General features: G+C 72.0%; 18 protein-coding genes. 4 read left to right on the forward strand and 14 right to left on the reverse strand.

The features are described 5' to 3' along the window. Positions 1 to 147: 147 nt before the first annotated feature. The 8 genes from pyrE to AB0J08_RS19990 form a co-directional block, all read right to left on the reverse strand. Positions 148 to 684 (reverse strand): orotate phosphoribosyltransferase, encoded by a 537-nt coding sequence (pyrE, locus tag AB0J08_RS19955; protein WP_360635507.1) that lies wholly within the window; start codon positions 682 to 684, stop codon positions 148 to 150. Between the two features lie 115 nt (positions 685 to 799). Then, positions 800 to 1,924, reverse strand: a complete 1,125-nt coding sequence (locus AB0J08_RS19960) for an SRPBCC domain-containing protein (protein ID WP_360635510.1) — start codon at positions 1,922 to 1,924, stop codon at positions 800 to 802. Between the two features lie 217 nt (positions 1,925 to 2,141). Then, a complete protein-coding gene (locus tag AB0J08_RS19965; RefSeq protein ID WP_360635743.1) occupies positions 2,142 to 3,662 on the reverse strand; it encodes a polyamine aminopropyltransferase in 1,521 nt (506 codons plus the stop codon). A 256-nt stretch (positions 3,663 to 3,918) separates the two neighbouring features. After that, complete coding sequence (locus tag AB0J08_RS19970; protein ID WP_360635513.1) at positions 3,919 to 4,446, reverse strand: DUF2617 family protein; 528 nt, start codon at positions 4,444 to 4,446, stop codon at positions 3,919 to 3,921. A 474-nt stretch (positions 4,447 to 4,920) separates the two neighbouring features. Next, complete coding sequence (locus AB0J08_RS19975) at positions 4,921 to 6,081, reverse strand: pyridoxal phosphate-dependent aminotransferase (protein WP_360635516.1); 1,161 nt, start codon at positions 6,079 to 6,081, stop codon at positions 4,921 to 4,923. A 125-nt stretch (positions 6,082 to 6,206) separates the two neighbouring features. After that, complete coding sequence (locus tag AB0J08_RS19980; protein ID WP_360635519.1) at positions 6,207 to 6,770, reverse strand: YbjN domain-containing protein; 564 nt, start codon at positions 6,768 to 6,770, stop codon at positions 6,207 to 6,209. A 229-nt stretch (positions 6,771 to 6,999) separates the two neighbouring features. Beyond that, the gene (clpB, locus tag AB0J08_RS19985; RefSeq protein ID WP_360635522.1) at positions 7,000 to 9,606 is read right to left on the reverse strand and encodes an ATP-dependent chaperone ClpB; all 2,607 of its coding nucleotides are present in this window, start codon (positions 9,604 to 9,606) and stop codon (positions 7,000 to 7,002) included. A gap of 95 nt (positions 9,607 to 9,701) precedes the next feature. Continuing rightward, on the reverse strand, positions 9,702 to 10,694 hold the full coding sequence (locus AB0J08_RS19990) for a LysR family transcriptional regulator (RefSeq protein ID WP_360635525.1): 993 nt from the start codon (positions 10,692 to 10,694) through the stop codon (positions 9,702 to 9,704). Between the two features lie 70 nt (positions 10,695 to 10,764). On the opposite strand from AB0J08_RS19990, the gene AB0J08_RS19995 reads away from it, so the two are divergent. The 3 genes from AB0J08_RS19995 (at position 10,765) to AB0J08_RS20005 (ending at position 14,505) form a co-directional block, all read left to right on the forward strand. Further along, positions 10,765 to 11,865, forward strand: a complete 1,101-nt coding sequence (locus AB0J08_RS19995) for a TDT family transporter (protein WP_360635528.1) — start codon at positions 10,765 to 10,767, stop codon at positions 11,863 to 11,865. A 692-nt stretch (positions 11,866 to 12,557) separates the two neighbouring features. Then, entirely contained in the window at positions 12,558 to 13,547 is a 990-nt protein-coding gene (locus AB0J08_RS20000) for a LuxR C-terminal-related transcriptional regulator (RefSeq protein ID WP_360635531.1), read from the forward strand. After that, a complete protein-coding gene (locus AB0J08_RS20005; RefSeq protein ID WP_360635534.1) occupies positions 13,540 to 14,505 on the forward strand; it encodes a LuxR C-terminal-related transcriptional regulator in 966 nt (321 codons plus the stop codon). The genes AB0J08_RS20000 and AB0J08_RS20005 overlap by 8 nt, the downstream gene beginning before the upstream one ends. A 139-nt stretch (positions 14,506 to 14,644) precedes the next feature. On the opposite strand, the gene AB0J08_RS20010 is transcribed toward AB0J08_RS20005, so the two are convergent. The 6 genes from AB0J08_RS20010 to dnaK form a co-directional block, all read right to left on the reverse strand. Further along, positions 14,645 to 15,271, reverse strand: a complete 627-nt coding sequence (locus tag AB0J08_RS20010) for a hypothetical protein (RefSeq protein ID WP_360635537.1) — start codon at positions 15,269 to 15,271, stop codon at positions 14,645 to 14,647. Between the two features lie 587 nt (positions 15,272 to 15,858). Next, complete coding sequence (locus AB0J08_RS20015) at positions 15,859 to 16,848, reverse strand: helix-turn-helix domain-containing protein (RefSeq protein ID WP_360635540.1); 990 nt, start codon at positions 16,846 to 16,848, stop codon at positions 15,859 to 15,861. Positions 16,849 to 17,059: 211 nt separating this feature from the next. Further along, positions 17,060 to 17,566: a helix-turn-helix domain-containing protein gene (locus AB0J08_RS20020; RefSeq protein WP_360635542.1), complete on the reverse strand. Its 507-nt coding sequence runs from the start codon at positions 17,564 to 17,566 to the stop codon at positions 17,060 to 17,062. 7 nt (positions 17,567 to 17,573) lie between these two features. Then, entirely contained in the window at positions 17,574 to 18,728 is a 1,155-nt protein-coding gene (gene dnaJ, locus AB0J08_RS20025; RefSeq protein WP_360635545.1) for a molecular chaperone DnaJ, read from the reverse strand. Between the two features lie 301 nt (positions 18,729 to 19,029). Further along, positions 19,030 to 19,650 (reverse strand): nucleotide exchange factor GrpE, encoded by a 621-nt coding sequence (gene grpE / locus AB0J08_RS20030; protein WP_360635548.1) that lies wholly within the window; start codon positions 19,648 to 19,650, stop codon positions 19,030 to 19,032. Continuing rightward, positions 19,647 to 21,485, reverse strand: a complete 1,839-nt coding sequence (dnaK, locus tag AB0J08_RS20035) for a molecular chaperone DnaK (protein WP_360635551.1) — start codon at positions 21,483 to 21,485, stop codon at positions 19,647 to 19,649. Before dnaK ends, grpE begins: the two co-directional genes overlap by 4 nt. A 294-nt stretch (positions 21,486 to 21,779) precedes the next feature. On the opposite strand from dnaK, the gene AB0J08_RS20040 reads away from it, so the two are divergent. Further along, complete coding sequence (locus AB0J08_RS20040) at positions 21,780 to 23,996, forward strand: (Fe-S)-binding protein (protein WP_360635554.1); 2,217 nt, start codon at positions 21,780 to 21,782, stop codon at positions 23,994 to 23,996. The last annotated feature ends 268 nt before the right edge of the window (positions 23,997 to 24,264 follow it).

Below are 24,264 nucleotides of genomic sequence, written 5' to 3' on the forward strand. Positions count from 1 at the left end.
GGGAGGAGGGGCCGGTGCGGTCACGGCCGGGCCGGTCAGGAGGACATGGCAGCGAGCGTGCCAAGCCGGGTGTGATCTGCGCAACATTGTTTCACGTGAAACAGGACCCGGCCCCGGCCGTTCTGCGCCTCTACCGGCCCGAGCGGGTCAGAGGCCCAGGTCGTCCAGGTCGTACGCGGTCACGTACGGCAGGCCCGTCGCCTCGACCGCGGCGGCGCCACCGCGCTCGACGATCACCGCCACGCCGACGACCTCGGCGCCCGCCTCGCGCAGCGCCTCGACGGCGGTCAGCACCGAGCCGCCGGTGGTGGAGGTGTCCTCGACGGCCAGCACCCGGCGGCCCTTGACCTCCGGGCCCTCGATCCGGCGCTGCAGGCCGTGCGCCTTGCCCGCCTTGCGGACCACGAAGGCGTCCAGCTCGCGGCCGCGTGCGGCGGCGGCGTGCAGCATCGCGGCGGCCACCGGGTCGGCGCCGAGGGTCAGACCGCCGACGGCGTCGTACTCCAGGTGGGCGGTCGCGTCCAGCATCACCCGGCCGACCAGCGGTGCGGCCTGGCCGTCCAGCGTGATCCGGCGCAGGTCGACGTAGTAGTCGGCCTCCTTGCCGGAGGAAAGGGTGACCTTGCCGTGCACGACGGCCTTGTCCTTGATCTGTGCCAGCAGGGCGTCGCGGTCGTTGCTCATGAGCGTTCAGTCTAGGGCCTGTCGTCCAAGTGCCGTCGTCAGCCCGAGGTGCGTGCCCGAGCGACGCCGGGAAGACGGCACTTGGACGACAGGCCCTCCGGGCCTGGTGGTTGCCCTAGCGTCGACGCAGGGCCCTGGCCAGGACCACCGCGCCGCCGATCAGTGCCACGCCGCCGCCGATCATCCACGGCACCGCGCTGCGGCCGCCCGGTCCCGGCACCACGATGCCGCCCGCCTCGCCGCCCCAGCGGGACGCCGCCCGGGCCCGCGCGCTGCGGGCCGGCAGGGCGGGGGCGTAGGGGCCGCGCGGCGGGGCGTGGTCGACCTCCTCGGCGGAGCGGCCGACGATGCTGCGACGGACCGGGCCGCTGAGCACCGGCTCCTGCTCGTAGCCGAAGGGCAGGTCGGCGGGGAGTTCGGTACCGGCTCCGTCCCCGGCCTCGGCGGCGGGGCCGTCCACGTCGGCGGCCTCCTCGCGGTCGTCCTCATCGTGGGCTCCGCCGGTGGGGAGGCCGAAGCGCTCGGCGTCGGCGTCGGAGAAGGCGATCAGGTCGGAGAGGTCGTCGTCGAGGTCGTCGCCGGGGCTGTCCTGGTGGTCGTCCAGGAAGAGCACGGTGGCGGTGGGCTCCTCGGCGTCCTCGTCCTCCTCGGTGTCCTCGTCCGCCTCGGTGTCGGCCTCCTCGGCGGTGTCCGCCTCGGCGTCGGCCGCCGGAGCCTCCTCCGCCACGGCCTCCACTCCTGCGTCCGCCTCGCTCGTGGCCTCCACCCCGGGCTCCATCTCGGCCTTCACGTCCGCGTCCGGGGAGGCGAGGACGGCGGCGAACCGGTCGAGCAGGCGGCGGCCGGCGGTGGCGAGGGTCTCCCCGTCGAACTCGGTGAGCCGGCCGGTGGCGCTCAGATCGCCGGTGAAGCGGATCACCGCGGTACCGGCCCCGGCGCCGTCCGTGGTGCTGACCCGGAGGGTGGCGGTGGCCTCGCCGCTGCCGCGCACCTCCTCGCCCTCGGCAAACACGGTGAGGACGCCCTCGCGCCCCTCGATCAGTGACAGCACGCCCTTGTAGGTGATGGTGGAGGTGCCGATCCGCAGCTTCAGCCGCCCGCCGATCTCGTCGGCGGGTCCGCTGCCGACGGCGGCCGGCTCGGTGCTCAGCCCGGGCACGCAACGGGCCAGCAGAGCCGGATCCTGCAGGGCCTGCCGGACCAGCTCGGCCGGCATCGGGACGACAACCTCATGCTCCATGTCACGGAGCCTACCGACCGAACCGCCGGTGGTCCCCGTGGTGGCCCCTACCTGCCGCCCGGACGTCTCCGAGCGGGTGCACCCGGGCCCGCCGCCGACCGCTTGTGACCCCCGCCCGCCCGCTTCTGTCCGCTCCGGGCCCGGCCCGCCGGTCGGCCCCACCGGGCAGCGTTCGGCCGGGCAGGGCTCGGTGGAGCAGCGCTCGGCCGGGCAGGCGTCAGTGCGGCCCGAGCAGGGTCAGCGCCGCCGGCGGGCGGGCCGGGCGCAGGGCGGTGAGGCGGGCGGCGGCGGCCCGCAGGGTGTCCGTGGTGAGCGCGCGGGGCGGTGGAGCGTCCGGGGCGAGGGTGAGCGGGGGCTGGGCGGCCGCGGCGAGCAGGAAGGCCTGGCTGTCCTGCGTTCCGGGCCGGCAGCTCGCGGCGGGGCCGCCCTGGACGGCGTACGGGACGGTCCGCAGCCCGGCCGCCCGCAGGCCGGACTCGACCTGCCAGAGGGCGTTCGGCTCGTCGCCCGCCCGGACGGCGAGCCGCCCGCCGGGCGCGAGCAGCCGGGTGGCGAGGCCGTAGAACTCCTGGGAGTGGAACTTCACCGTTCCGCTGTCGGCGGGGCTGGGCAGGTCGGCGAGCACCACGTCGAAGGCCCCCTCGCCCGGGCGCACGCCGCGGAGCCACTCCAGTGGGTCGGCGGGCGCGGTCCGGACCCGGGAGTCGTCCAGGGAACGGCCGGAGAGCGCGGTCAGGCCGGGGTCGGTGCGGGCCAGCCGGGTGAGGGCCGGGTCGGCGTCGACGACCAGGACCGAGCGGACTCCGCCGTGCCGCAGGACCTCGCGCAGGGCGAGGCCGTCGCCGCCGCCGAGCAGCAGCACCCGGGCGTCCGGTCCGGCGGCCATCGCGGGGTGGACCAGCGCCTCGTTGCCCCGGTACTCGTCCGGCCCGCAGACCGCGAGCCGCCCGTCCAGGTAGAGCCGGAGCGGGCCCTCGGCGGGGCCGGTGAGCACGATCTCCTGGTACCGGCTGTGGGTGGCGAAACGGACCTGCCCGCCGTACAGGGCTTGCCGGGCGGCGCGCTCGATCGCGCCGGACCAGGCGGCGGCCGCGGCGAGCAGGGCCAGGACGAGGGCGCAGCCGCCCCAGAGCAGCAGCCGGGTGCGTGGCGCGGGCTCCTCGCGGAACAGCCAGAGCACCACGGCGGCCCCGGCGACGGCGTTGACGGCGCCGGTGACCAGGGCGCCGGTGCCCGGTCCGAAGAGCGGCAGGATCAGGAACGGGAAGGCGAGGCCGCCGATCAGCGCGCCCACGTAGTCGGCGGCGAAGAGGTCGGCCGCGGCCCGCCCGGCGTCCTCCCGGCGGATCCGCTGGACGAGCGTCATCAGCAGCGGGATCTCGGCGCCGATGAGGACGCCGATCAGGCAGGTCAGCCCGATCATCGCGGCCTGGTACCGGCCGATCCAGGCCCAGCAGGAGTACAGCGCGAGGACGGAGAGGCCGCCGGTGAGCGCGAGCGCGCACTCGACCAGGGCGAAGGCGGTGGCCGGGCGGCGGGTGAACCGCTTGGCGAGCAGTGATCCCAGGCCCATCGCGAACACCATGACGGAGAGCACGACGGAGGTCTGGGTGACCGAGTCCCCGAGCAGATAGCTGCCGAGCGCGACGAGTTCGAGCTCGTAGACGAGGCCGCAGGCCGCGCAGACGAACGCGGCCAGCAGCACGGCGAGCCGGGCGAGCGCGGGGTGGGCGCGCAGCCGGGACCTGCGGTGGGTGGGCAGGGGGGTCAGGCTCCGCCCGAGCCGGGGTGGGCTGCCGTCGTCGAGGTCGAGTCCCGGCTGTGCGGGTGGACCGGCCGGATGGTTGATCACGAACAAACGCTAGGCGACGTTCGGTACGGATGGCTGCGTCCATTCGACGGACAGTGCGATACGACAGGTTGACGAATCGTTCCTGCGTGCGAATGAAGGCCAACGTATGGACCTATGACGCCATCGGGACCTGCGGCGGCGGTCACCGGGACACCACCAGCGAGGACCGCGTACAGACCAGCTGGCCCTCCTGCGGATAGGCGTGCCAGGTGCGCCAGAGCAGCCGGTCCGCGCCGCCCTGGGTGACCAGCGCGGTGAAGGCGCTCGGATCGCCGGGGAAGACGCCGGCCAGGCCGCGCGGATGGCCCTCGACCAGGGCCAGCAACTCCTGCGCGCGGGCGGCGAAGTAGTGCGGCGGCAGCGCCTCGATCCGGGCCGCGAACTCGTACTCCCAGCCGTCCACCTGCTTGGCCACCCGGGCCGGCAGCGGGGTCCGGCGGCCGGGCAGGCAGGCGACGGTCTCCAGGCATCTGCCCGGCCCCGCGGCGATCACCACCTGGTGCGAGGCGCCCAGCAGTCGCAGCTGGAGGGTGCCGGACGGACCGGGGTGACCGGAGCCGGCGAGTCTCAGGTCGCGGACCGCGAGAGCGGGCAGCGGATCGCCGCCCAGGCACCAGGCCAGGTCACCCGCGCGGGTGTCCGTGTAGGAGGTCTGCAGTGTGGTGAGCATGCTCGGCTCCGCGTTTCAGCTCCGTGCGCGCCCGCCGTGCAGCAGCGAGTAGGCCTAGGCAAGGGCGAGGCTGTTCGAGGCTGTGCGGTCCAGGGCGCGGCCGACCGTGGAAGGAAGGATTCCGGCTGGAGATTCAGCAGCAGAGAAGCATGAATACGCCGGGTCCGTCGGTGATTTACCCAACTTTGTCAAGCATTCACCGTTTCGAGCACCCCGGCTTCCCTGCTCTGATCGAGCCGGTGTGCGACTTTGCACAGCGCGCGCTCCTTACCCCGGTGTGTGTGCCGTGCACGCTGGTCGCGCGCTACTCACACGGCTCGCGCGCCCCGGTCCTCCCCGCGCCGGGCGCGCAGGGCTCGCCAAGGACCGGGGCGCGCCGAGTGGGCCACGGCGACTTCCCGGCTGGCGGCAAAAGGCCGCCCCGATAGGCTAATTGACTATTCGTCATGACGTGCGAGGGGTTCCACCCGATGGTCAGAGCCGACCGAGTCGGGTGACCGCCTCCTCCAGAACCTCGATCTGCTTGCAGAAGGTGAAGCGGACGAGCGGACGACCGGCCTCGGTGTCGTCGTAGAAGACGGCGTTGGGGATCGCCACCACGCCGCACCGCGCGGGCAGGGCGCGGCAGAACTCGATGCCGTCCTTCTCACCCAGCGGGGTGATGTCGGTGGTGATGAAGTAGGTCCCCTCCGGCCGGAACACCCGGAAGCCCGCCGCACTCAGTCCGTCGGCGAGCAGGTCCCGCTTGCGCAGCAGATCGGCGCGGAAGTCGTCGAAGTAGTCGTCGGGCAGCCGCAGGGCGTCGGCGACGGCGTACTGGAAGGGCCCGGCGCTGACGTAGGTCAGGTACTGCTTAGCGGTGCGGACGGCGGCGACGAGCGGCGCGGAGGCGGTCACCCAGCCGACCTTCCAGCCGGTGAAGGAGAAGGTCTTGCCGGCCGAGGAGATCGAGACGGTGCGCTCGCGCATGCCGGGGAGGGCGGCGATCGGGTGGTGGGCGCCGCTGAACACCAGGTGTTCGTAGACCTCGTCGGTGACCACCAGCAGGTCGTGCTCGACGGCGATCGCGGCGATCGCGGCGAGCTCTGCCGGGGAGAGGACCAGGCCGGTGGGGTTGTGCGGGGAGTTGAGCAGCAGCAGGCGGGTGCGCGGGGTGACCAGCGAGCGCAGCCGGTCCAGGTCGGGGCGGAAGTCCGGGGCGCGCAGGGTGAGCGGGACGCGGACGGCTCCGGCCATCGCGATGCAGGCGGCGTAGGAGTCGTAGAAGGGTTCGAGCGCGATCACCTCGTCGCCCGGTTCGAGCAGGGCGAGCAGGGCGGCGGCGATCGCCTCGGTCGCGCCGGCGGTGACGAGCACCTCGGTGTCCGGGTCGTAGGCGATGCCGCGGAAGCGCTGCTGGTGCTCGGCGACGGCCTGCCGCAGCTCGGGGATGCCGGGGCCTGGCGGGTACTGGTTGCCCCGTCCCGCCAGCACGGCGTCGGCGGCGGCCCGGGCCACCGAGGCGGGCCCGTCGGTGTCGGGGAACCCCTGGCCGAGGTTGATCGAACCGGTGGCGGTGGCGAGGGCGGACATCTCGGCGAAGATCGTCGTGCCCATTCCGGCCAGCCGTCGGTTCAGTAGCGGCCTCGTACCCATTGCGGCTCCTCACACCTCGTCGTCGGCCCCATCCTCGGGGCAGCGGGTGGCCGGGGACAAGAACGGCCCGCCGCCGGGGGTGCCGGGGGCGGGCCGTGCCGCGGAGCGGAGCCGGGGCGTGAGGATCAGGCCTCGTTGGTGCCCTCGGGGGTCTCGCCCTCGCCGTCCTCGCCCTCGATCTCCTTCTGCAGGCCGAGGCGCTCGACGATCCACTGCTCGAAGCCGACGGCGGCCTGGGTCCAGTTGGCGGTGGTGGTGACGAAGTAGTCCAGGTTCACGCCGGTGCCGATGATCATCTGGGCCTCGCCGATCAGGCGGACCACGCCGTCCTCGTGCGTGTGGGTGTAGACCTTGGGCCAGAGGGTGTCGCGGTTCCACTCGTCGATCAGGTCGAGGATCTCGGCCTTGTCCTCGAGCGGGTAGGCGCGGTCGTAGAACGCGCGGACCGCGAAGAGTTCCTTCTGCTCGCCGCGGAACATGTAGTAGACGCGGAAGCCCTCCCAGGGGGCGGTGAGGTCGCCCTCCTCGTCCACGACGTGCTTGAGCTGCATCTGGTCCAGCAGCTGCGTCACCAGAGCCTGGTCCGGGACGACGATCGGCGGGGGGCCGGCCGGCTGACCGCCCTGGCCACCGGGCTGTCCGCCCTGCGGCACGCCGAACGACGGGATGGACGACGGGTCGATGCTCATGGGGGTCCTCTTCCTCAGTGCACGTGGTGGCCGGCAATGAGAGGCCGCCCTTTCCACATCCCATCCTGCCTCATCCGGGCCCTCCCTCACAGGGGCGCCCGGGCGGTGGGGCGGGCACCTGTCGATCTTGTCGGAGGCCCGGCCCGGGGCCGTGGACACCGAGGGTGAGCACGGCCCGGGCCGCCCCCCGGGGAGAGGGGGGCGGCCCGGGCCGGGAGGCTCCGCAGCGCTACTTCTCCAGCGGGCCGCGGGACCGGACGGTGAGGCGGTCGCCCTCCTCGGCCCGCTCGACCAGCACGGTGTCGCCGTCGTGCACCTGGCCGGAGAGGATGGCCCGGGCCAGCTGGTCGCCGATCGCGGACTGCACCAGCCGGCGCAGCGGCCGGGCGCCGTACGCCGGGTCGTAGCCGGTGAGCGCCAGCCAGTCCCGGGCGGCCGCGTCGACCTGGAGGGTGAGCCGGCGCTCGCCGAGGCGCGCGGCCAACCGGGCCACCTGGAGGTCGACGATCCGGCTCAGCTCGGCGGTGCCCAGCGGGTCGAAGACCACGATGTCGTCGAGGCGGTTGAGGAACTCCGGCTTGAACGCGGCCCGCACCGAGTCCAGCACCAGCTGCTTCTTCCGCTCCTCCGGGGTGACCGGGTCGACCAGGAACTGACTCCCCAGGTTGGAGGTGAGGATCAGGATCGCGTTGCGGAAGTCGACCGTGCGCCCCTGGCCGTCGGTGAGCCGGCCGTCGTCCAGCACCTGGAGCAGCACGTCGAAGACCTCGGGGTGGGCCTTCTCCACCTCGTCCAGCAGCACCACGCTGTAGGGGCGGCGGCGGACCGCCTCGGTGAGCTGCCCGCCCTCCTCGTAGCCGATGTACCCGGGCGGGGCGCCGACCAGGCGGGAGACGGAGTGCTTCTCGCCGTACTCGCTCATGTCGATCCGGACCATCGCCCGCTCGTCGTCGAAGAGGAAGTCGGCCAGGGCCTTGGCGAGTTCGGTCTTGCCCACGCCGGTGGGGCCGAGGAACAGGAAGGAGCCGGTCGGGCGGTCCGGGTCGGCGATGCCGGAGCGGGTGCGCCGCACCGCGTCCGAGACGGCCTGGACGGCCTCGGCCTGGCCGATCAGGCGTCGGCCCAACTCGTCTTCCATGCGCAGGAGTTTGGAGCTCTCGCCCTCCAGCAGCCGGCCGGCCGGGATACCCGTCCAGGAGGCGACCACATCGGCGACGTCGTCCGGGCCGACCTCCTCCTTGACCATCGAGGCGGAGGTGTCCTCGTCGGCGGCGCGCTCCTGCGCCTCGGCCAGCTCGTGCTCGGCGGCCGGGATCTCGGCGTACATCAGCTTGGAGGCGCGCTCGAAGTCGCCGTCCCGCTGGGCGCGTTCGAGCGCGCCCTGCAAGTCGTCCAGCCGCTCCTTCAGCTCGCCGACCCGGTTGAGGCTCTTCTTCTCCTGTTCCCACCGGGCCGTGAGGACGCTCAACTGCTCGTTCTTGTCGGCGAGATCGCGCCGGAGCCGGGTCAGCCGGTCGACCGAGGCCGGGTCGGACTCCTTCTCCAGGGCGAGCTCCTCCATTCGCAACCGGTCGACGGCGCGCTGGAGTTCGTCGATCTCGACGGGGGAGGAGTCGATCTCCATCCGGAGCCGGGAGGCCGCCTCGTCGACCAGGTCGATCGCCTTGTCGGGCAGGAAGCGCGAGGTGATGTAGCGGTTGGACAGGGTGGCGGCGGCGACCAGGGCGGCGTCCGAGATCTGCACCTTGTGGTGCGCCTCGTACCGGCCCTTGAGGCCGCGCAGGATGGCGATCGAGTCCTCCACGCTGGGCTCGCCGACCAGCACCTGCTGGAAGCGGCGCTCCAGGGCCGGGTCCTTCTCGATCCGCTCGCGGTACTCGTCCAGGGTGGTCGCGCCGACCATCCGCAGCTCGCCGCGGGCCAGCATCGGCTTGAGCATGTTGCCGGCGTCCATCGCGGAGTCGCCGCCGGCGCCCGCGCCGACCATGGTGTGCAGCTCGTCGATGAAGGTGACGACCTGGCCGTCGCTCTGCTTGATGTCGTTCAGCACGGCCTTCAGCCGCTCCTCGAACTCGCCCCGGTACTTGGCACCGGCGACCATCGCGCCGAGGTCCAGCGCGACCAGCCGCTTGCCGCGCAGCGACTCGGGCACGTCGCCGGCCACGATGCGCTGGGCCAGGCCCTCGACCACGGCGGTCTTGCCGACGCCGGGCTCGCCGATCAGCACCGGGTTGTTCTTGGTGCGCCGGGAGAGCACCTGGACGACCCGGCGGATCTCCTGGTCACGCCCGATGACGGGATCGAGCTTGCCGTCCCGGGCGGCCTGGGTGAGGTCGGTGCCGTACTTCTCCAGCGCCTTGTAGGTGCCCTCCGGGTCGGGGGAGGTGACCCGCCCGCTGCCGCGGACGTCCTTGAAGGCGGCGAGCAGGGCCTTCGCGGTGGCCCCCTGCTGGGCGAGCAGCTCGGCGACCGCGCCGCCCTCGGCGGCCAGGCCGACCATCAGGTGCTCGGTGGAGACGTACTGGTCGTCCAGGTCGTCGGCGCGCTTGCCGGCCTCGGTGAGCACGGCCAGCGTGTCGCGGGCCAGCTGGGGTGCGGCGACGGTGGAGCCCATCGCGCGCGGCAGCCCGGTCAGCTGTCGGTGGGCCTCGGTGTCGATCCGGGAGGCGTCCGCGCCGACCGCCTTCAGCAGCGGCCCGGCGATGCCCTCGGGCTGCTCCAGCAGGGCGATCAGGATGTGCACCGGCTTGACGTCCGGGTTCCCCGCGGCGCCGGCCTGCCGGATCGCGGCAGACAGGGCGTCCTGCGTCTTGGTGGTGAACTTGCTGGCGTCCACTGCTGGGGTGTCCCTCCTCGCTGGTGGTGAACTGGGTGGCGCGCTCGGCGGCGCACCTGCTGACTACAGCATGCACTAAGTTGAGTCTATTCCGCTCAACTTTCGGATGAATGCTTGGGGTGGCCCGCGACGGTGTACCGGTCGAGGCGCGGGGCGAGCTGCCAGCCGGTGCGGGCGGACGGGCCGCTCCGGCGGGTCAGCACCAGCAGTTCCCGGGCCGGCCCGCCCGGCCGGTGCCCGGCCGGCCAGACCGCGCGCAGCGGACGCCGCAGGTCCAGCCCCTCGGCCAGCGGCACGGCCACCAGCCGCCGGGTCGCCAGTTCCTCCGTCACCGCCAGCTCGCTCAGGCAGACCGGTCCGGCCCCGGTCATCGCCGCCGCCTTCAGCGCGGTCGACGAGGCCAGCTCCAGCCGCGGCTTCGCCGCACCGCCGTACGGCGCCAGCGCCATCTCCAGGACCTCCCGGGTGCCCGATCCGGGCTCGCGCAGCACCAGCGGGGTGGCGGCCAGTTCGGGGCCGGTCAGCGGGGCGCGGCGGCGCGCCCAGGGATGGGCGGGCGCCACCACGACCACCAGCCGGTCGGCGGCCACCACCGCGCCGGCCAGCCCCGGCGGGGTGGACGGCCCCTCGACGAAGCCGAGGTCGGCCTCGCCGGCCAGCACGTGCCCGGCGACGTCCGAGGAGTTGGCCGTCCGCAGCGTCACGGCCGTGCCCGGGCTGGTCTCGTGCAGCGCCAGCAGCCAGCCCGGCATCAGGTACTCGGCGACGGTCAGGCTGGCCACCACCACCAGTCGGGCGTCCCGCCGCTCGCGCAGCGCGTCGATCCCGGCGTCCAGCGCCTGCGCTGCCTCCACCACGTGCCGGGCCCACTCGACCACGAGCAGCCCGGCCTTGGTGGGCCGGGAGCCGCGCGGGGAGCGTTCCAGCAGCGGTACGCCGATCTGCCGCTCCATGCCCTTGATCCGGGCGCTGGCGGTCGGCTGGCTCACGCCCAGTTCGGCCGCCGCCCGCCCGACGCTGCCCAGCCGTGCCACCGTGAGCAGCAGTTCCAGTGCGCGGAGCTCGGGGACGTGCGGAGAGAGAGCCATAGACTCAGGCTATGTCCTCATAGGGCGCCGGGCGCTACCGGCCGCCGGCGGTGGACGGCACGGTGGTGTGATGGCCATCCTCACCGGCGTCCGTCCGCTCACCCGCACCGCCCGCCTCGACCTCGCCCAGCTCGGCCCCAACTGGTACGCGGTGGTGATGGGCACCGCGATCGTCGGCAACGGCGCGGCCGCGCTGCCCGTCCGGCTGCCGGGGCTGATCGGGTTCGGCGAGCTGATGTGGGCGCTCGGGGCGGTCGCGCTGCTGGTGCTCGGCGCCGCCCGGCTGGTCCACCTCACCCGGTACCGCGACGCCGCCCGTGCCCACCTGCTGGACAACCCGGCCACCGCGGTCTTCTACGGCTGCCCGCCGATCGCCATGCTCGCGGTCGGCCTCGGCACGATCACCCTCGGCTCGCGGGTGATCGGCACCGGCCCCGCCGTCGTGCTGGACGCGGCGCTGTGGAGCGTCGGCACCCTGTACGCGCTGGCGGTCGCGGCCGGCATCCCGTACCTCATGATCACCCGGCACACCGTCACCCCGCTGGAGGCCAACCCGACCTGGCTGCTGCCGGTGGTCGCCCCGCTGGTCGCCTCCGCCACCGGCCCCGCGCTCGTCCCGCACCTGCCGTCCGGCACCGCGCAGCAGAGTCTGCTGTACGGCTGCTGCGCGCTGTTCGGGGTCGGGCTGCTGGCCATTTTGGCGCTGCTGCCGGTGGTGCTCACCGGGCTCGTGCACAGCAAGCTGCCGGCCCTGGCGCTCACCCCGTCGCTCTTCCTGGTGCTCGGCCCGCTCGGTCAGTCCACCACGGCCGTCCACCAGCTCGCCGACGCCGCCCGCCCGGTGGCGCCCGGGATCGCTCCGGTCGCGCTCGCGCTCGCCGAGCTCTACGGGGTCGCGGTGCTCGGGGTGGCGATGCTCTGGCTGGTCATCGCCGTCGCCGCGAACCTGCGCGCCCGCCGGGCCGGGATGCCCTTCGCGATGACCTGGTGGGCGTACACCTTCCCGATCGGGACCTGTGTCACCGGTGCCTCCGCGCTCGCCCGGCACACGGGTTTCGCCGGGTTCACCGGCCTCGCGGCCGGGCTCTTCGTCCTGCTGGCCGCCGCCTGGGCGGTCGCGGCCGGCGGTACCGCCGCCGGGCTGGCCGGCGGGCGGCTGCTGGCCCGGTGAGGAGCGGACCGGTCTCCGTCACGGTGGGGGCGCCGTCGGTCACGTTGAGTGGCGATGAGCGCCATCGGAGAATCGTGGAGAAGATGCGTGGAGTCCGGGGAGAGTGTGTGGTGGTGCGCCACGGATCCGGAGTGCGACCCTCCGTCACCGACTGAACGGACGGTCGCTCCCCGGGCCGCCGCCGCGCTGACCTCGCCTTTCCTGCGGGTCGGCGTGATCCGCCGACGCGCCTCGCCCGGCCCTCGGTGCAGGTTCCTGCAATTGCGAAAACATGCACTCGGGCGGCACTTGTTCACCGGCCGTCACGCTGTGATGGTGGAGACACGCCAAGGCCGTCCGGGCAATCGCAGCCCGCTGGTGGTGACTTGCTCTTCAATACTGGATGCGAGAGGTACGTCCGTACCTGCATGTCGGGGGGAAGAGCGCCGGCCGGGGCACCATGTGTGGTGATGGTCCCCGGGACCGGAGCCGGCGAGGCGTTGCTGCTCCGCCTCGCCGGAAGCGCCCTGGGATTGGCGTGCTACCGGCGACCCCCGGACGCCCGGCGTGCGACGGCACCCGGGACCCGGGGGTCCGCCGGCCCGCAGTACCGTGACCTGTGCGGCGCACGGTACGTGGGACCACGATCGACACGCGTGCGGACAAACGCGGCACAGACAGATCCGAGACCCATCCGGCAGGGAGCGTTCGAGGTGACGGCGGATCCGACGGCCGCCCCCGGCACCACCGCGCCGGGTGGGGAGCCCGACGAGGCGGCACGGCGGCTCTACCTGGCCGTGCTCGCCGACGGCGGCCGCGTCCCGGCCGCCGACGTCGCGGAGGCCGACCGGGACGCCCTGCGCCGCCTGGTCGACATCGGCCTGCTGATGCCCAACCCCATGGACGCCTGCTACACCGCCGTCAGCCCGCGCTCGGTCAGCGACCGGCTCGGCGCCGAACTGCGCAGCGAGGCCACCCGGCTGCTGGTCCGCGCCGAGAACCTCCCCGGCGCCCTGGACGGCCTCACCCGCGCGTACGACGCCATGCCCCGCCCGCCCGAGCGCTCCGGCGGCGCCGTCTACATCGAGGGCCACGTCCACATCCGCCAGCGCATCTCCCAGCTGGTCGCCGACTGCCGGACCGAGGTCCTCACCGCCCAGCCCGGCCACCGCCCGGCCGACGCCCTGAAGATCGCGCTCCTCCAGGACGTCGGCCTGCTGCAGCGCGGCTGCTCGCTGCGCACCGTCTACCAGCCGGTCGCGGTCTCCGACCCGGCCGCGCTCGCCTACGCGGAGGAGGTCACCCGGAACGGCTCGCAGATCCGGATCCTGGACGAGCCGTTCCAGCGGATGTTCGTCTTCGACCGCTCGGTCGCGGTGATCTCCGCCAACGAGGACCACAGCACCGCCGCGTTCATCTCCGACCCGGCCGCGATCGCCTTCCTGGTCGGCGCCTTCGAACGCGACTGGGCCCGCGCCGACACCGCCGACTGGACCGGCACCCACGCCCGGGGCGCCGTCCGGGACGCCCCCGACCGGGTCGGCAGGCTGCTCGCCAAGGGCCTCACCCAGCGCACCGTCGCCACCCGGCTGGGCCTGAGCGAGCGCACCGTCGCCGCCCACATCTCCCGGCTGCGCGAGCGCTACGGCGCGCAGACCCTCTTCCAGCTCGGCTGGCTGATGCGGGGCGGCCAGGATGACTGAGACCGGCGTCCCGCTGCCGGACGCCGACGCCCGCGAGCTGTACCGGACCATCCTGCGCGAGGGCGGCCGGCTGCGGATCGATGAGGTGCGCGCGGAGGACGCCCCGGCGATCCGCCAGCTGACCGCCGTCGGGCTGCTCACGCTGCGCCACGCGGACGGCGTGTACCGCGCGGTGAACCCGCGTTCGGTCGGTGAGCGGATCGGCGTCGGCCTCCGGGAGGAGGGGGCGCGCCTGCTGGCCCGGGCGGCACTCGTGCCGGAACTGCTCGACGACCTGACCCAGGCCTACGACGCCGCACCCGGCCGGTACGACCGCACCGGCGGCGTCCGGCGGATCACCGGGATGGAGCACATCCGCCACCTGGTCTCGCAGCTCGCCGACGAGCACCGCCGGGAGGCCTGGGCGGCCCAGCCCGGCGGGGCCCGGCCGCCCGCCCACATGAAGGACTCCCTGGAGCACACCCGCCGCTACCTCGAACGCGGCGGCACCATGCGCACCATCTACGAGGCGAGCGCCCGCCTCGACGCGCCGACCGTCGACTACGCGGCGACCTCGGCCCGCCTCGGCAGCCCGATCCGCACCCTGGCCGCCCCGTTCAAACGCGTGCTGATCTTCGACCGCAGGGTGGCGGTCATCCCGGCGGCCCCGGACAACACCAGCGCGGCCCTGGTGGAGGACTCCGCGATGGTCGCCTTCCTGGTGGACGCGTTCGAACAGCAGTGGCGGCAGGCGGAGGGGGTGAACTGGTCGGCGCTGGCCGCCGGCGCCGCCGAGCCGGCGATGCACGACCAGATCGGCCGGCTGTTGTCGCAGGGGTTGACGCAGCGGGCGATCGCGAGCCGGCTGGGGCTGAGCGAGCGGACGGTGGCCGGTCACATCTCGCGGCTGCGGGAGCTGTACGACGCGGAGACGCTGTTCCAGCTCGGCTGGCAGATGCGGGGCGGCCGTCATGGCTGAACGCCCGACCGGGCCCGACCTGCTCACCGCCGCGCTGTCCGGCGGCGCGGCCCGCGAACTCCACCCGTCGATCCCGGACACGGGCGGCCGGATCCGGGTGGCGGAGGCCGGACGGGGGAGTCCGACGAGTGGGCCGGGGTCAGCCGGTCGCCGCGCCGGTCGGCCAGTAGCCGGTCGGTCCGACCACCGGGGGCTGCTGCCGGGGGACGCTGAACTGGTCGCCGGGAGCGGTCCAGAAGCCCTCGCGCAGCGAAAGTGCCATGCCGGCCCAGTCGAGGGCGGTCTCCACGGTGTGGTGGAGGGCCTCCTGCGACCAGGTGTCGTCGAAGACCAGCGGCAGCACCGGGGCGACCTGCTCGATGGTGGCGATCAGCGGGTTGTGCGTGATCGCCTCGTCCACCAGCAGGACGATCGGCTTGCGCAGCGCCGACGCCCAGCCCAGCTCCAGGCTCACACCGGCGGAGAGCGGCGCGCCGACGTAGGCGAAGACCAGGTCGGCGGACTGCAGCGCCCGGAAGTCCGACGGCACCCGGGGCTCGGGGGCCCGGCCGGCGACGGTCCATGCGTCACTGTGGTGGGCGCTGTACACGGCGGCACCGCTGCGCAGGAGCGTGGTGCGAAGTGTCGTCAGCCGCGTCCGGCTGGCCAGGGTCACCACGCTGTCGGCCGGTCCGGTCAACCGCATCAGCGGCGCGGCCAGGAACACGCGTGCACGCCGGCCCTCGGGGGCCTGGCTGTCGTGGTGACGCAGGTAGGGCTCGGTCATGTCGACTCCGGGGGAAGGCCGACCGGATTGGGGGACGGTGCCGGCAGGCGTTGAGAGTAGTTGCTGCTTCAGGTGGATCCAGTGCCCTGTGGTGATGAAGAATTGACCGTACAGCAACAGGTTTTTGACCTGCTGCTGGACCATCGGGGGCGAACTGATCGTCTATCAGTGCTCACGGTCGCGTCCAGGTTTCTGCCCTGTCATCTGGCTGCCTGGCAGGGAGATGACGCCGCCGGGGGACAACGGGGAGGTGACACCACAACTCGGCGTGCGGCATCATGTGGACTCCAGTGCTATTAGTTCAGCTTGAGCAACTTTCGGAAAGGGGTGGGCTGGTGTCCCGTATGTCCAGGCTTGTGCGCAAGGTCGTGCTTCCGATTGCCATCGCAGCTGGGGCGTTGGTCGGTGTCTGCGTCATGTCAAGCAGTGCGCAGTCGCAGGCGGACGCAGGTGTCGACGATTCCCGCACCCAGGCCGCGGTTTACCTCGTTGCGAATGACATGAACTGGGGCTGACCGCTCCCTGTCATAGCCGACGTTCGAGTGCCGAAAGGCTCCACGGCGGGCGCCCGCCGTCCTCGGTGTCGCTCACTCGGGTCTGTGCTGCGCGGCCCGGCCGAGCATGTAGCCCAGTTGGAACAGGGAATCGACGTTGTAGTCCTCCCGCATCTCGGCTATGTGCCGCGCCAGCGTGCGCTCACTGATGCCGAGTCTGCGTGCGATGACCCGATGGTTCGTACCGGAAAGAAGCAGGTCGATGATCGTCTGTCGCAGCCGGGAGACCACCTGTTGCGGGACGGTCGTGTCGCCGTCGAACTCCAGCGCCCGGCCCCAGTTCCGCTCGAATACCTCTTCCACGAGATATTTGATGACCGCCGGATCGTGGATGAAAGCGGCGAGGTCGTCATCGCCCACCGGAATTACCGCAAGGCGCCGGTCGACAATGATGAGACGGGCGTAGGGCTCGTCCAGGGTGCGAAACTGATAACCCTCCTTCGCCAGCCGTGAGACGTATTCCCGGGTGGGCTGGTGGTATCGGGTGCTGGCGTTGTAGATCGTGCGCATCGAAGCGCCCTGCTGCAGGCTCTTGAGGTCGCGTTCCATTCCCGCGGCGAGCAGCTCGGGCGGGCGCGGGCCGCCCGGCTGCATGGCGAGACCCTCGGTCATACCGGTGGCCATGCATTGCTGGAGGCGTTGATTGATGAGCGCCTTGCCCTGGACGTATTCGATGGGGCCGCCCGCCTGATCGGGGCTGTGGAAGGCGTCGGCCAATTCACTGAGGTCGGCCGGCAGGGCGACGGCCCGGGCCAGGAGATCGAGGGCCTGGCGCTGCCAGGCGGAGCTCAGGCTGAAGGAGAGCTGCGCCGGGTCGACGGCGATGAGCGAGCCGGGTTCGTCACTGTCGGGAATGAGGAGACCGAGGTCCATGAGCTCGCGGAGCGCGGCGCTCTCGCCCGGGCCGGCGTCGATCGCCAGCCGGCCGTTGCCGTGGACGGTCCGGAGATAGAGCGAGCGGGCATCCGCAGACAGTATTCGTGATCCGCCAACTGCGGAACCGGGCTGCTCTCGCCCACTCATCTTCGGCTCCCTGTCGTCGACCGGACAAGTAGTCAACGTTCTAAAGTCGGTTGTACCAGGCATCCTAGGTTGCGATCGCGGCCAGGAGGACTGTCACCGACAGCCCTGCCCGCCAGGGGCACGCTCCGGTCCAGCACTCTCTCACAGACAAGCGAGCCGCCGGCACCCCCCGATCAGGAGGGAGCCGGCGGCGGGTGGCATGGTGGCCGGGTTACCGCTTGGGACGCCAGACGACCAGCGCGCTGGACTGGGTCGGCGGCTGGTACGGGACGAGATCCCGCCGGTAGGAGGCGTGGACGGCGGCCTCGCGCTGCCGGAGTGCGGAGGCGGCACCTTCGAGCGAGTCGACCAGCTCGGCGATCCGGGACTGGAGCGCGGTGACCTGGTTCTCCAGTTCGATGATCCGCTTGATGCCGGCCAGGTTGATGCCCTCGTCCTGGGAGAGCCGTTGCACCTCGCGCAGCTGCTGGATGTCACGGCTGGAGTAGCGCCGGCCCCGGCCCGCGGTGCGGTCGGGACAGACCAGGCCGAGGCGGTCGTACTGGCGCAGCGTCTGCGGGTGCAGGCCGGAGAGCTCGGCGGCGACCGAGATCACGTAGACCGGGGTGTCCTCGGTGAGGACGTACTGCGGAGGCGCCGCCGTGCGGCGGGCGCGCGGGGCGCCGCCGGGCAGGCCTTCGCCGATGCCGGGGCCGATCGGGCCGCTGTCGGGGGTCATCTGGTCGTCACGCTCCCTTCGCCGCCTTGAAGAGGGCGGCTCGCGGGTCGTCGGAGGCGGTGGCCTCGCGGTACTGCTCCAGGGCCGTCAGCGCGTCGCCGGTGACGTGCTGCGGCACCACGACCTCCATGGTGACCAGGAGGTCGCCCCGGGTGCCGTCCTTGCGGGTGGCGCCCTTGCCGCGGGCCCGCAGGGTGAGGCCGTTGGCGCTGCCCGGGGGCAGCTTGAGCTTCACCGAGGGGCCGTTGAGCGTCGGTACCTCGATGGTCCCGCCCAGAGCGGCTTCGGGGAAGGTCACCGGCACGGTCACGGTCAGGTTGTCGGCCTTGCGCCCGAAGACGGGGTGCGGGTCGACGTGCACCGTGACGTAGAGGTCACCGGACTGGCCGCCGCGCTCGCCCTGGGCGCCCTTGCCCTTGAGCCGGATGCGCTGGGCGTCCTGGACCCCGGCCGGGATCCGGACCTGCATGGTGCGGGCCGAGCTGGCCCGGCCGCTGCCGTGGCAGTCGGGGCACGGGTCGTCGACGATCATGCCGCGGCCACGGCAGTCCCGGCACGGCTCGGAGAGCGCGAAGGCGCCCTGGCCGCGGCTGACCGTTCCGGCGCCGACGCAGGTCGGGCAGACCCGCGGCGTGGTGCCGGCCTTGGCGCCGGTGCCGCTGCAGGTACGACAGGCGGCCTGGCTGGTCATCCGCAGCGGGACGGTCGCGCCGTCCACCGCCTCCTCGAAGGAGAGCGTCACCTCGGTCTCGACGTCGGCGCCGCGCCGCGGCTGGGCCTGCCGGCCGCCCCGGTTGAAGAGGCCGCCGAAGACGTCGCCGAGCCCGCCGCCACCGGCGGGGCCGCCCTGGCTGCCGGTGAAGAGGTCGCCGAAGTCGAAGCTGTAGTTGCCGCCGCCGGGCCCGCCGGAGCGGAAGCCGCCGTTGGCGAAGAGCGTGCGCGCCTCGTCGTACTCCTTGCGGCGCTTGTCGTCCGACAGGACGTCATAGGCCTCGGAGATGTCCTTGAAGCGATCCTCCGCCTTGGTGTCGCCCTTGTTCGCATCGGGGTGGAACTCGCGCGCCAGCTTGCGGTACGTCTTCTTGATCTCGGTGGCGGAGGCGTCCTTGGGCACGCCGAGGACCTTGTAGTAGTCCTTCTCCACGTAGTCCTTGCCACTCATGCGTCATCCTCGCTTCGCTCGGCAGCCGCTTCGCGGAACACGCACCCCTGATCGATTCGCTCGCTCATGCGCCCGCCTCGCTTCGCCCGGCAGCCGCTTCGCGGAACGCACGCCCCTGGTCGATTCGCTCGCTCATGGCTGCCGCCACCTCCCGGAGTCAACAGGTAGGGATCCGACGCGGGCGGGTCCGCCCGATCCGGATCCACCGGACACCCCGTCGCGGGGACCCGGGTCAACGGATACGGCGCTGCGGAGCCGGCCGCCGTACTGGCCGGCGTACGACTCCGCAGCGCACGGGTTGTCAGCTCTCCGAGCCACCGTCGGCCTTGTCGGCGTCCGCAGCCTTGTCGGCGTCCGGCGCGGCGGTGGTCTGAGTGCCCGGCTGGGGCTCCGCGACCGCCACCATCGCCGGGCGGATGATCCGCTCGCCGATCCGGTAGCCGGGCTGGAGGATCTGGACGCAGGTGTCCTCGGTGACGTCCGAGGAGTAGCTGTGCATCAGCGCCTCGTGCATGGTCGGGTCGAAGGGCTCGCCCTCCTTGCCGAACTGCTGCAGGCCCAGCTTGGCCACGACCGTCTCCAGCGACTCGGCGACGGACTTGAAGCCGCCCGTCACCTCGCCGTGCTCGCGGGCCCGGCCGATGTCGTCCAGCACCGGGATCAGGGACTCCAGGATGTTGGAGACCGCGATCTCGCGGACCGTCAGACGGTCCCGCTCGACCCGCTTGCGGTAGTTCTGGTACTCGGCCTGGAGGCGCTGGAGGTCGGCGGTCCGCTCGGCGAGCTCGCGCTTGGCGGCAGCCGCGTCACCCGCGCCCCCGGTGGTGTCACCGGCTGCGGCGGCCTCCTCGGCCGCCTCGATCACGGCCTCCTCGGCGGCGGAGTCGTCGCCGGGCTCAGCACCCTGCGGCTTCTCCGTCATGCCGCACCGCCCTTGGGCTTCTCGTCGTCCACGATCTCGGCGTCGACGACGTCGTCGTCCTTGGCACCGGCGGCGTCACCGGCCGGGGCGGCGGAGGCGGCGTCGGCGTTGGCGTAGAGCGCCTGGCCGAGCTTCTGGGCGGTGGTGGAGACCTTCTCGGAGGCCTCGCGGATGGCCGCGATGTCCTCGCCCTTCAGGGCCTCCTTGAGCTCGCCGATGGCGGCCTCGACCTCGGTCTTGACGTCGGCCGGGAGCTTGTCCGCGTTGTCCGCGATGAACTTCTCGGTCGAGTAGACGAGCTGCTCGGCCTGGTTGCGGGTCTCGACCGACTCGCGGCGCTTGTGGTCCTCCTCCGCGTACTGCTCGGCCTCGCGCATCATGCGCTCGATGTCGTCCTTCGGCAGCGCGGAGCCGCCGGTGACGGTCATCTTCTGCTCCTTGCCGGTGCCGAGGTCCTTCGCGCCGACGTGCATGATGCCGTTGGCGTCGATGTCGAAGGTGACCTCGATCTGGGGCAGGCCGCGGGGGGCCGGCGGGAGACCGGTCAGCTCGAACATGCCGAGCTTCTTGTTGTACGCGGCGATCTCGCGCTCGCCCTGGTAGACCTGGATCTGCACGGACGGCTGGTTGTCCTCGGCCGTGGTGAAGATCTCCGAGCGCTTGGTCGGGATCGTGGTGTTGCGCTCGATCAGCTTGGTCATGATGCCGCCCTTGGTCTCGATGCCGAGGGACAGCGGGGTGACGTCGAGCAGCAGGACGTCCTTGACCTCGCCCTTGAGGACACCGGCCTGGAGCGCGGCGCCGATCGCGACGACCTCGTCCGGGTTGACGCCCTTGTTGGCGTCCTTGCCGCCGGTCAGCTCGCGGACGAGCTCGGCGACGGCGGGCATCCGGGTCGAGCCGCCGACCAGGACCACGTGGTCGATCTCGGACAGCGCGATGCCGGCGTCCTTGATGACGTTGTGGAACGGGACCTTGCAGCGCTCCAGCAGGTCGGCGGTGAGCTGCTGGAACTGGGCGCGGGTGAGCTTCTCGTCCAGGTGCAGCGGGCCCTCGGCGGAGGCCGTGATGTAGGGCAGGTTGATCGAGGTCTCGGAGGACGAGGACAGCTCGATCTTCGCCTTCTCGGCGGCCTCGCGCAGGCGCTGGAGGGCCATCTTGTCCTTGGACAGGTCGACGCCGTGGCCGGCCTGGAAGACCTTCACCAGGTGGTCGACGACCTTCTGGTCCCAGTCGTCACCACCGAGGTGGTTGTCACCGTTGGTGGCCTTCACCTCGACGACGCCGTCGCCGATCTCCAGCAGGGACACGTCGAAGGTGCCGCCGCCGAGGTCGAAGACGAGAATGGTCTGGTCGTCCTTGTCCAGGCCGTAGGCCAGGGCGGCCGCGGTGGGCTCGTTGACGATGCGCAGGACGTTGAGGCCCGCGATCTCACCGGCCTCCTTGGTGGCCTGGCGCTCGGAGTCGGAGAAGTACGCCGGGACGGTGATGACGGCGTCGGTGACCGTCTCGCCCAGGTAGGCCTCGGCGTCCCGCTTCAGCTTCTGCAGCACGAAGGCGCTGATCTGCTGGGGGTTGAAGTCCTTGCCGTCCAGGTTGATCTTCCACCCGGTGCCCATGTGGCGCTTGACCGAGCGGATGGTCCGGTCGACGTTCGTGACCGCCTGGCGCTTGGCTACCTCGCCGACCAGCACTTCGCCGTTCTTGGCGAAGGCGACGACGGACGGCGTGGTCCGCGCACCCTCGGCGTTCGTGATGACGGTGGGCTCGCCACCCTCAAGGACGCTGACGACCGAGTTCGTCGTACCGAGGTCGATGCCGACCGCGCGTGCCATCGTTGGTACCTCCACGGAAGAGTTGAGCTTTACGGGCTCAAGGATGCACGACCGGAGGGAGGGCGTCAACAGCTATGAGTCGCTGGCGCTCAACTTTGCTGAGCCGCAAACTGCGGCGACCCGCCCGGGGGCGTGGTGAGTACGCACTCACGTGACTGCCGCCATACCTTGAGCATCTTCTGGAGAAGTGTCGGCGAGCGGTAATGTCCGGGCCGTCGGCCCGGACATTACCGGCGAGTACACTCACCCGCGTAGGACATGCTCACCAGGGAAGCCGCAGGAGACGGAGAGCCGATGCAGCTAGCAGCGATCGTCATCTCGCTGGTCACGTTTGTGATCGGCACCGCGCTCGCCGCCCGTGCGGCGATGTACATCTTCAAGGTGGTGAGGACCGGGCAGTCGGACCCCACCAGATTCGGCGAGCCCGCCCAACGGGCCAAGACCGTGGCGGTCGAGTTCGTCGGCCACACCCGGATGAACCGCTGGGGCATCGTCGGGATCGCGCACTGGTTCGTGGCGGTGGGCTTCTTCACGCTCGGCCTCACCCTGCTGACCGCCTTCTTCCAGCTGTTCGACGCGGAGTTCGTCCTGCCGGTGCTCGGCGGCTGGCTGCCGTACGAGCTCTTCACCGAGCTGGTCGGCACCCTGACCACCCTGGGCATCGCGACCCTGATCGTGATCCGGCTGCTCAGCCTGCCCTCGCGGTCCGGCCGCAAGTCCCGGTTCGCCGGCTCGATCGCCTGGCAGGCCTTCTACGTCGAGTACACGATCCTCGGCATCGGCCTCTGCATCATGATCCTGCGCGGCCTGGAGGGCGCGCTGGAGGGCGTCGGCTCGTACGAGGCGACGTACCTGATCTCCTACCCGCTGGTGCTGGCCTTCAAGGGCCTGTCGCACGGCGTGCTGGAGAACCTGATCTACCTCTTCGCGATGCTGAAGATCTGCATCTCCTTCGCCTGGGCGATCACCATCGGCATCAACCCCTCGATGGGTGTGGCCTGGCACCGCTTCCTCGCCTTCTTCAACATCTACTTCAAGCGCGAGGAGGACGGCGGCACCGCGCTCGGCGCCCTGCGGCCGATGACCAGCGGCGGCGCGCCGATCGACTTCGAGGACCCGGCGGACGACGCCGTCTTCGGCGTCTCCCAGGTCGAGCACTTCTCCTGGAAGGGCATCCTCGACTTCTCCACCTGCACCGAGTGCGGCCGCTGCCAGTCGCAGTGCCCCGCCTGGAACACCGGCAAGCCGCTCTCGCCCAAGCTGCTGATCATGAGCCTGCGCGAGCACGCCTTCGCCAAGGCGCCGTACCTGCTCGCGGGCGGCGGCAAGGACACCGAGGGCAACGAGACCGCCACCCCCGAGCAGCTGGCCGGCGTGCCCGCCGAGGCGCTCGCCGAGGCCGAGCGCCCGCTGATCGGCACCGCCGAGGAGGGCGGGGTCATCGACCCCGACGTGCTCTGGTCCTGCACCACCTGCGGCGCCTGCGTCGAGCAGTGCCCGGTGGACATCGAGCACATCGACCACATCGTCGACATGCGCCGCTACCAGGTGATGATCGAGAGCTCCTTCCCGACCGAGGCCGGGACGATGCTCAAGAACCTGGAGAACAAGGGCAACCCGTGGGGCATGGCCACCAAGGCCCGCCTGGACTGGGTCAAGGAGCTGAAGAAGGAGACCGGCATCGAGGTGCCGGTGATCGGTGAGGACATCGACCCCGCCGAGGTCGAGTACCTCTACTGGGTCGGCTGCGCCGGCGCCCTGGAGGACCGCGCCAAGAAGACCACCAAGGCCTTCGCGGAGCTGCTGCACACCGCCGGCGTGCAGTTCGCGATCCTCGGCAAGGAGGAGTCCTGCACCGGTGACTCCGCCCGCCGCCTGGGCAACGAGTTCCTCTTCCAGATGCTCGGCGCGCAGAACGTCGAGACCCTGAACGCGGCGCTGGAGGACGCTCCCAAGAAGCGGATCGTCGCCACCTGCCCGCACTGCTTCAACACCATCGCCAACGAGTACCCGCAGCTGGGCGGCCACTTCGAGGTCATCCACCACACCCAGCTGCTGCAGCACCTGATCGACGAGGGCAAGCTCGTCCCGGTGAACCCGGTCGAGGGCCTGATCACCTACCACGACCCCTGCTACCTGGGCCGGCACAACAAGGTCTACAGCCCGCCGCGCGAGATCATGGACAAGGTCCCGGGGCTGCGCCAGCAGGAGATGCACCGTCACAAGGAGCGCGGCTTCTGCTGCGGCGCCGGCGGCGCGCGGATGTGGATGGAGGAGCGCATCGGCAAGCGGATCAACACCGAGCGCGTGGACGAGGCGCTGTCGCTCAACCCGGACATCGTCTCCACCGCCTGCCCGTTCTGCCTGGTGATGCTCTCCGACTCGGTCAACGGCAAGAAGAACGAGGGCGCGGCCAAGGAGCACCTGAAGGTCGTCGACGTCGCGCAGCTGCTGCTCGACTCGGTGAAGGCGGCGCCGCCGGCCGAGACGGCGGAGACCGTCGACGCCTGACCGGCACCGTCGGCCCGGTCGGGCCCCGACCGCCCGGCTGTTCGACAGTTCTGCTACAACTGCCCGGCCCGGTGGATGCCACGAGCGCCCGCCGGGCCGGGCTTTTCACCTGGCTTCCACCCGCCTACCACCGGGCTTTCCGCCGGACTTCGCGCCGCGTTCTCCGGGCCGCCGCGCACCGGCCGGGACGCCGACCGGCGGACCGCCCGGCAGCGCCCGGGTCGGAAGGAAATACAGTAGGCGCCGGACCGGCCCTGTGCCGGTCGAC

The organism is Kitasatospora sp. NPDC050463, assembly GCF_040655255.1.
Lineage (GTDB): Bacteria > Actinomycetota > Actinomycetes > Streptomycetales > Streptomycetaceae > Kitasatospora.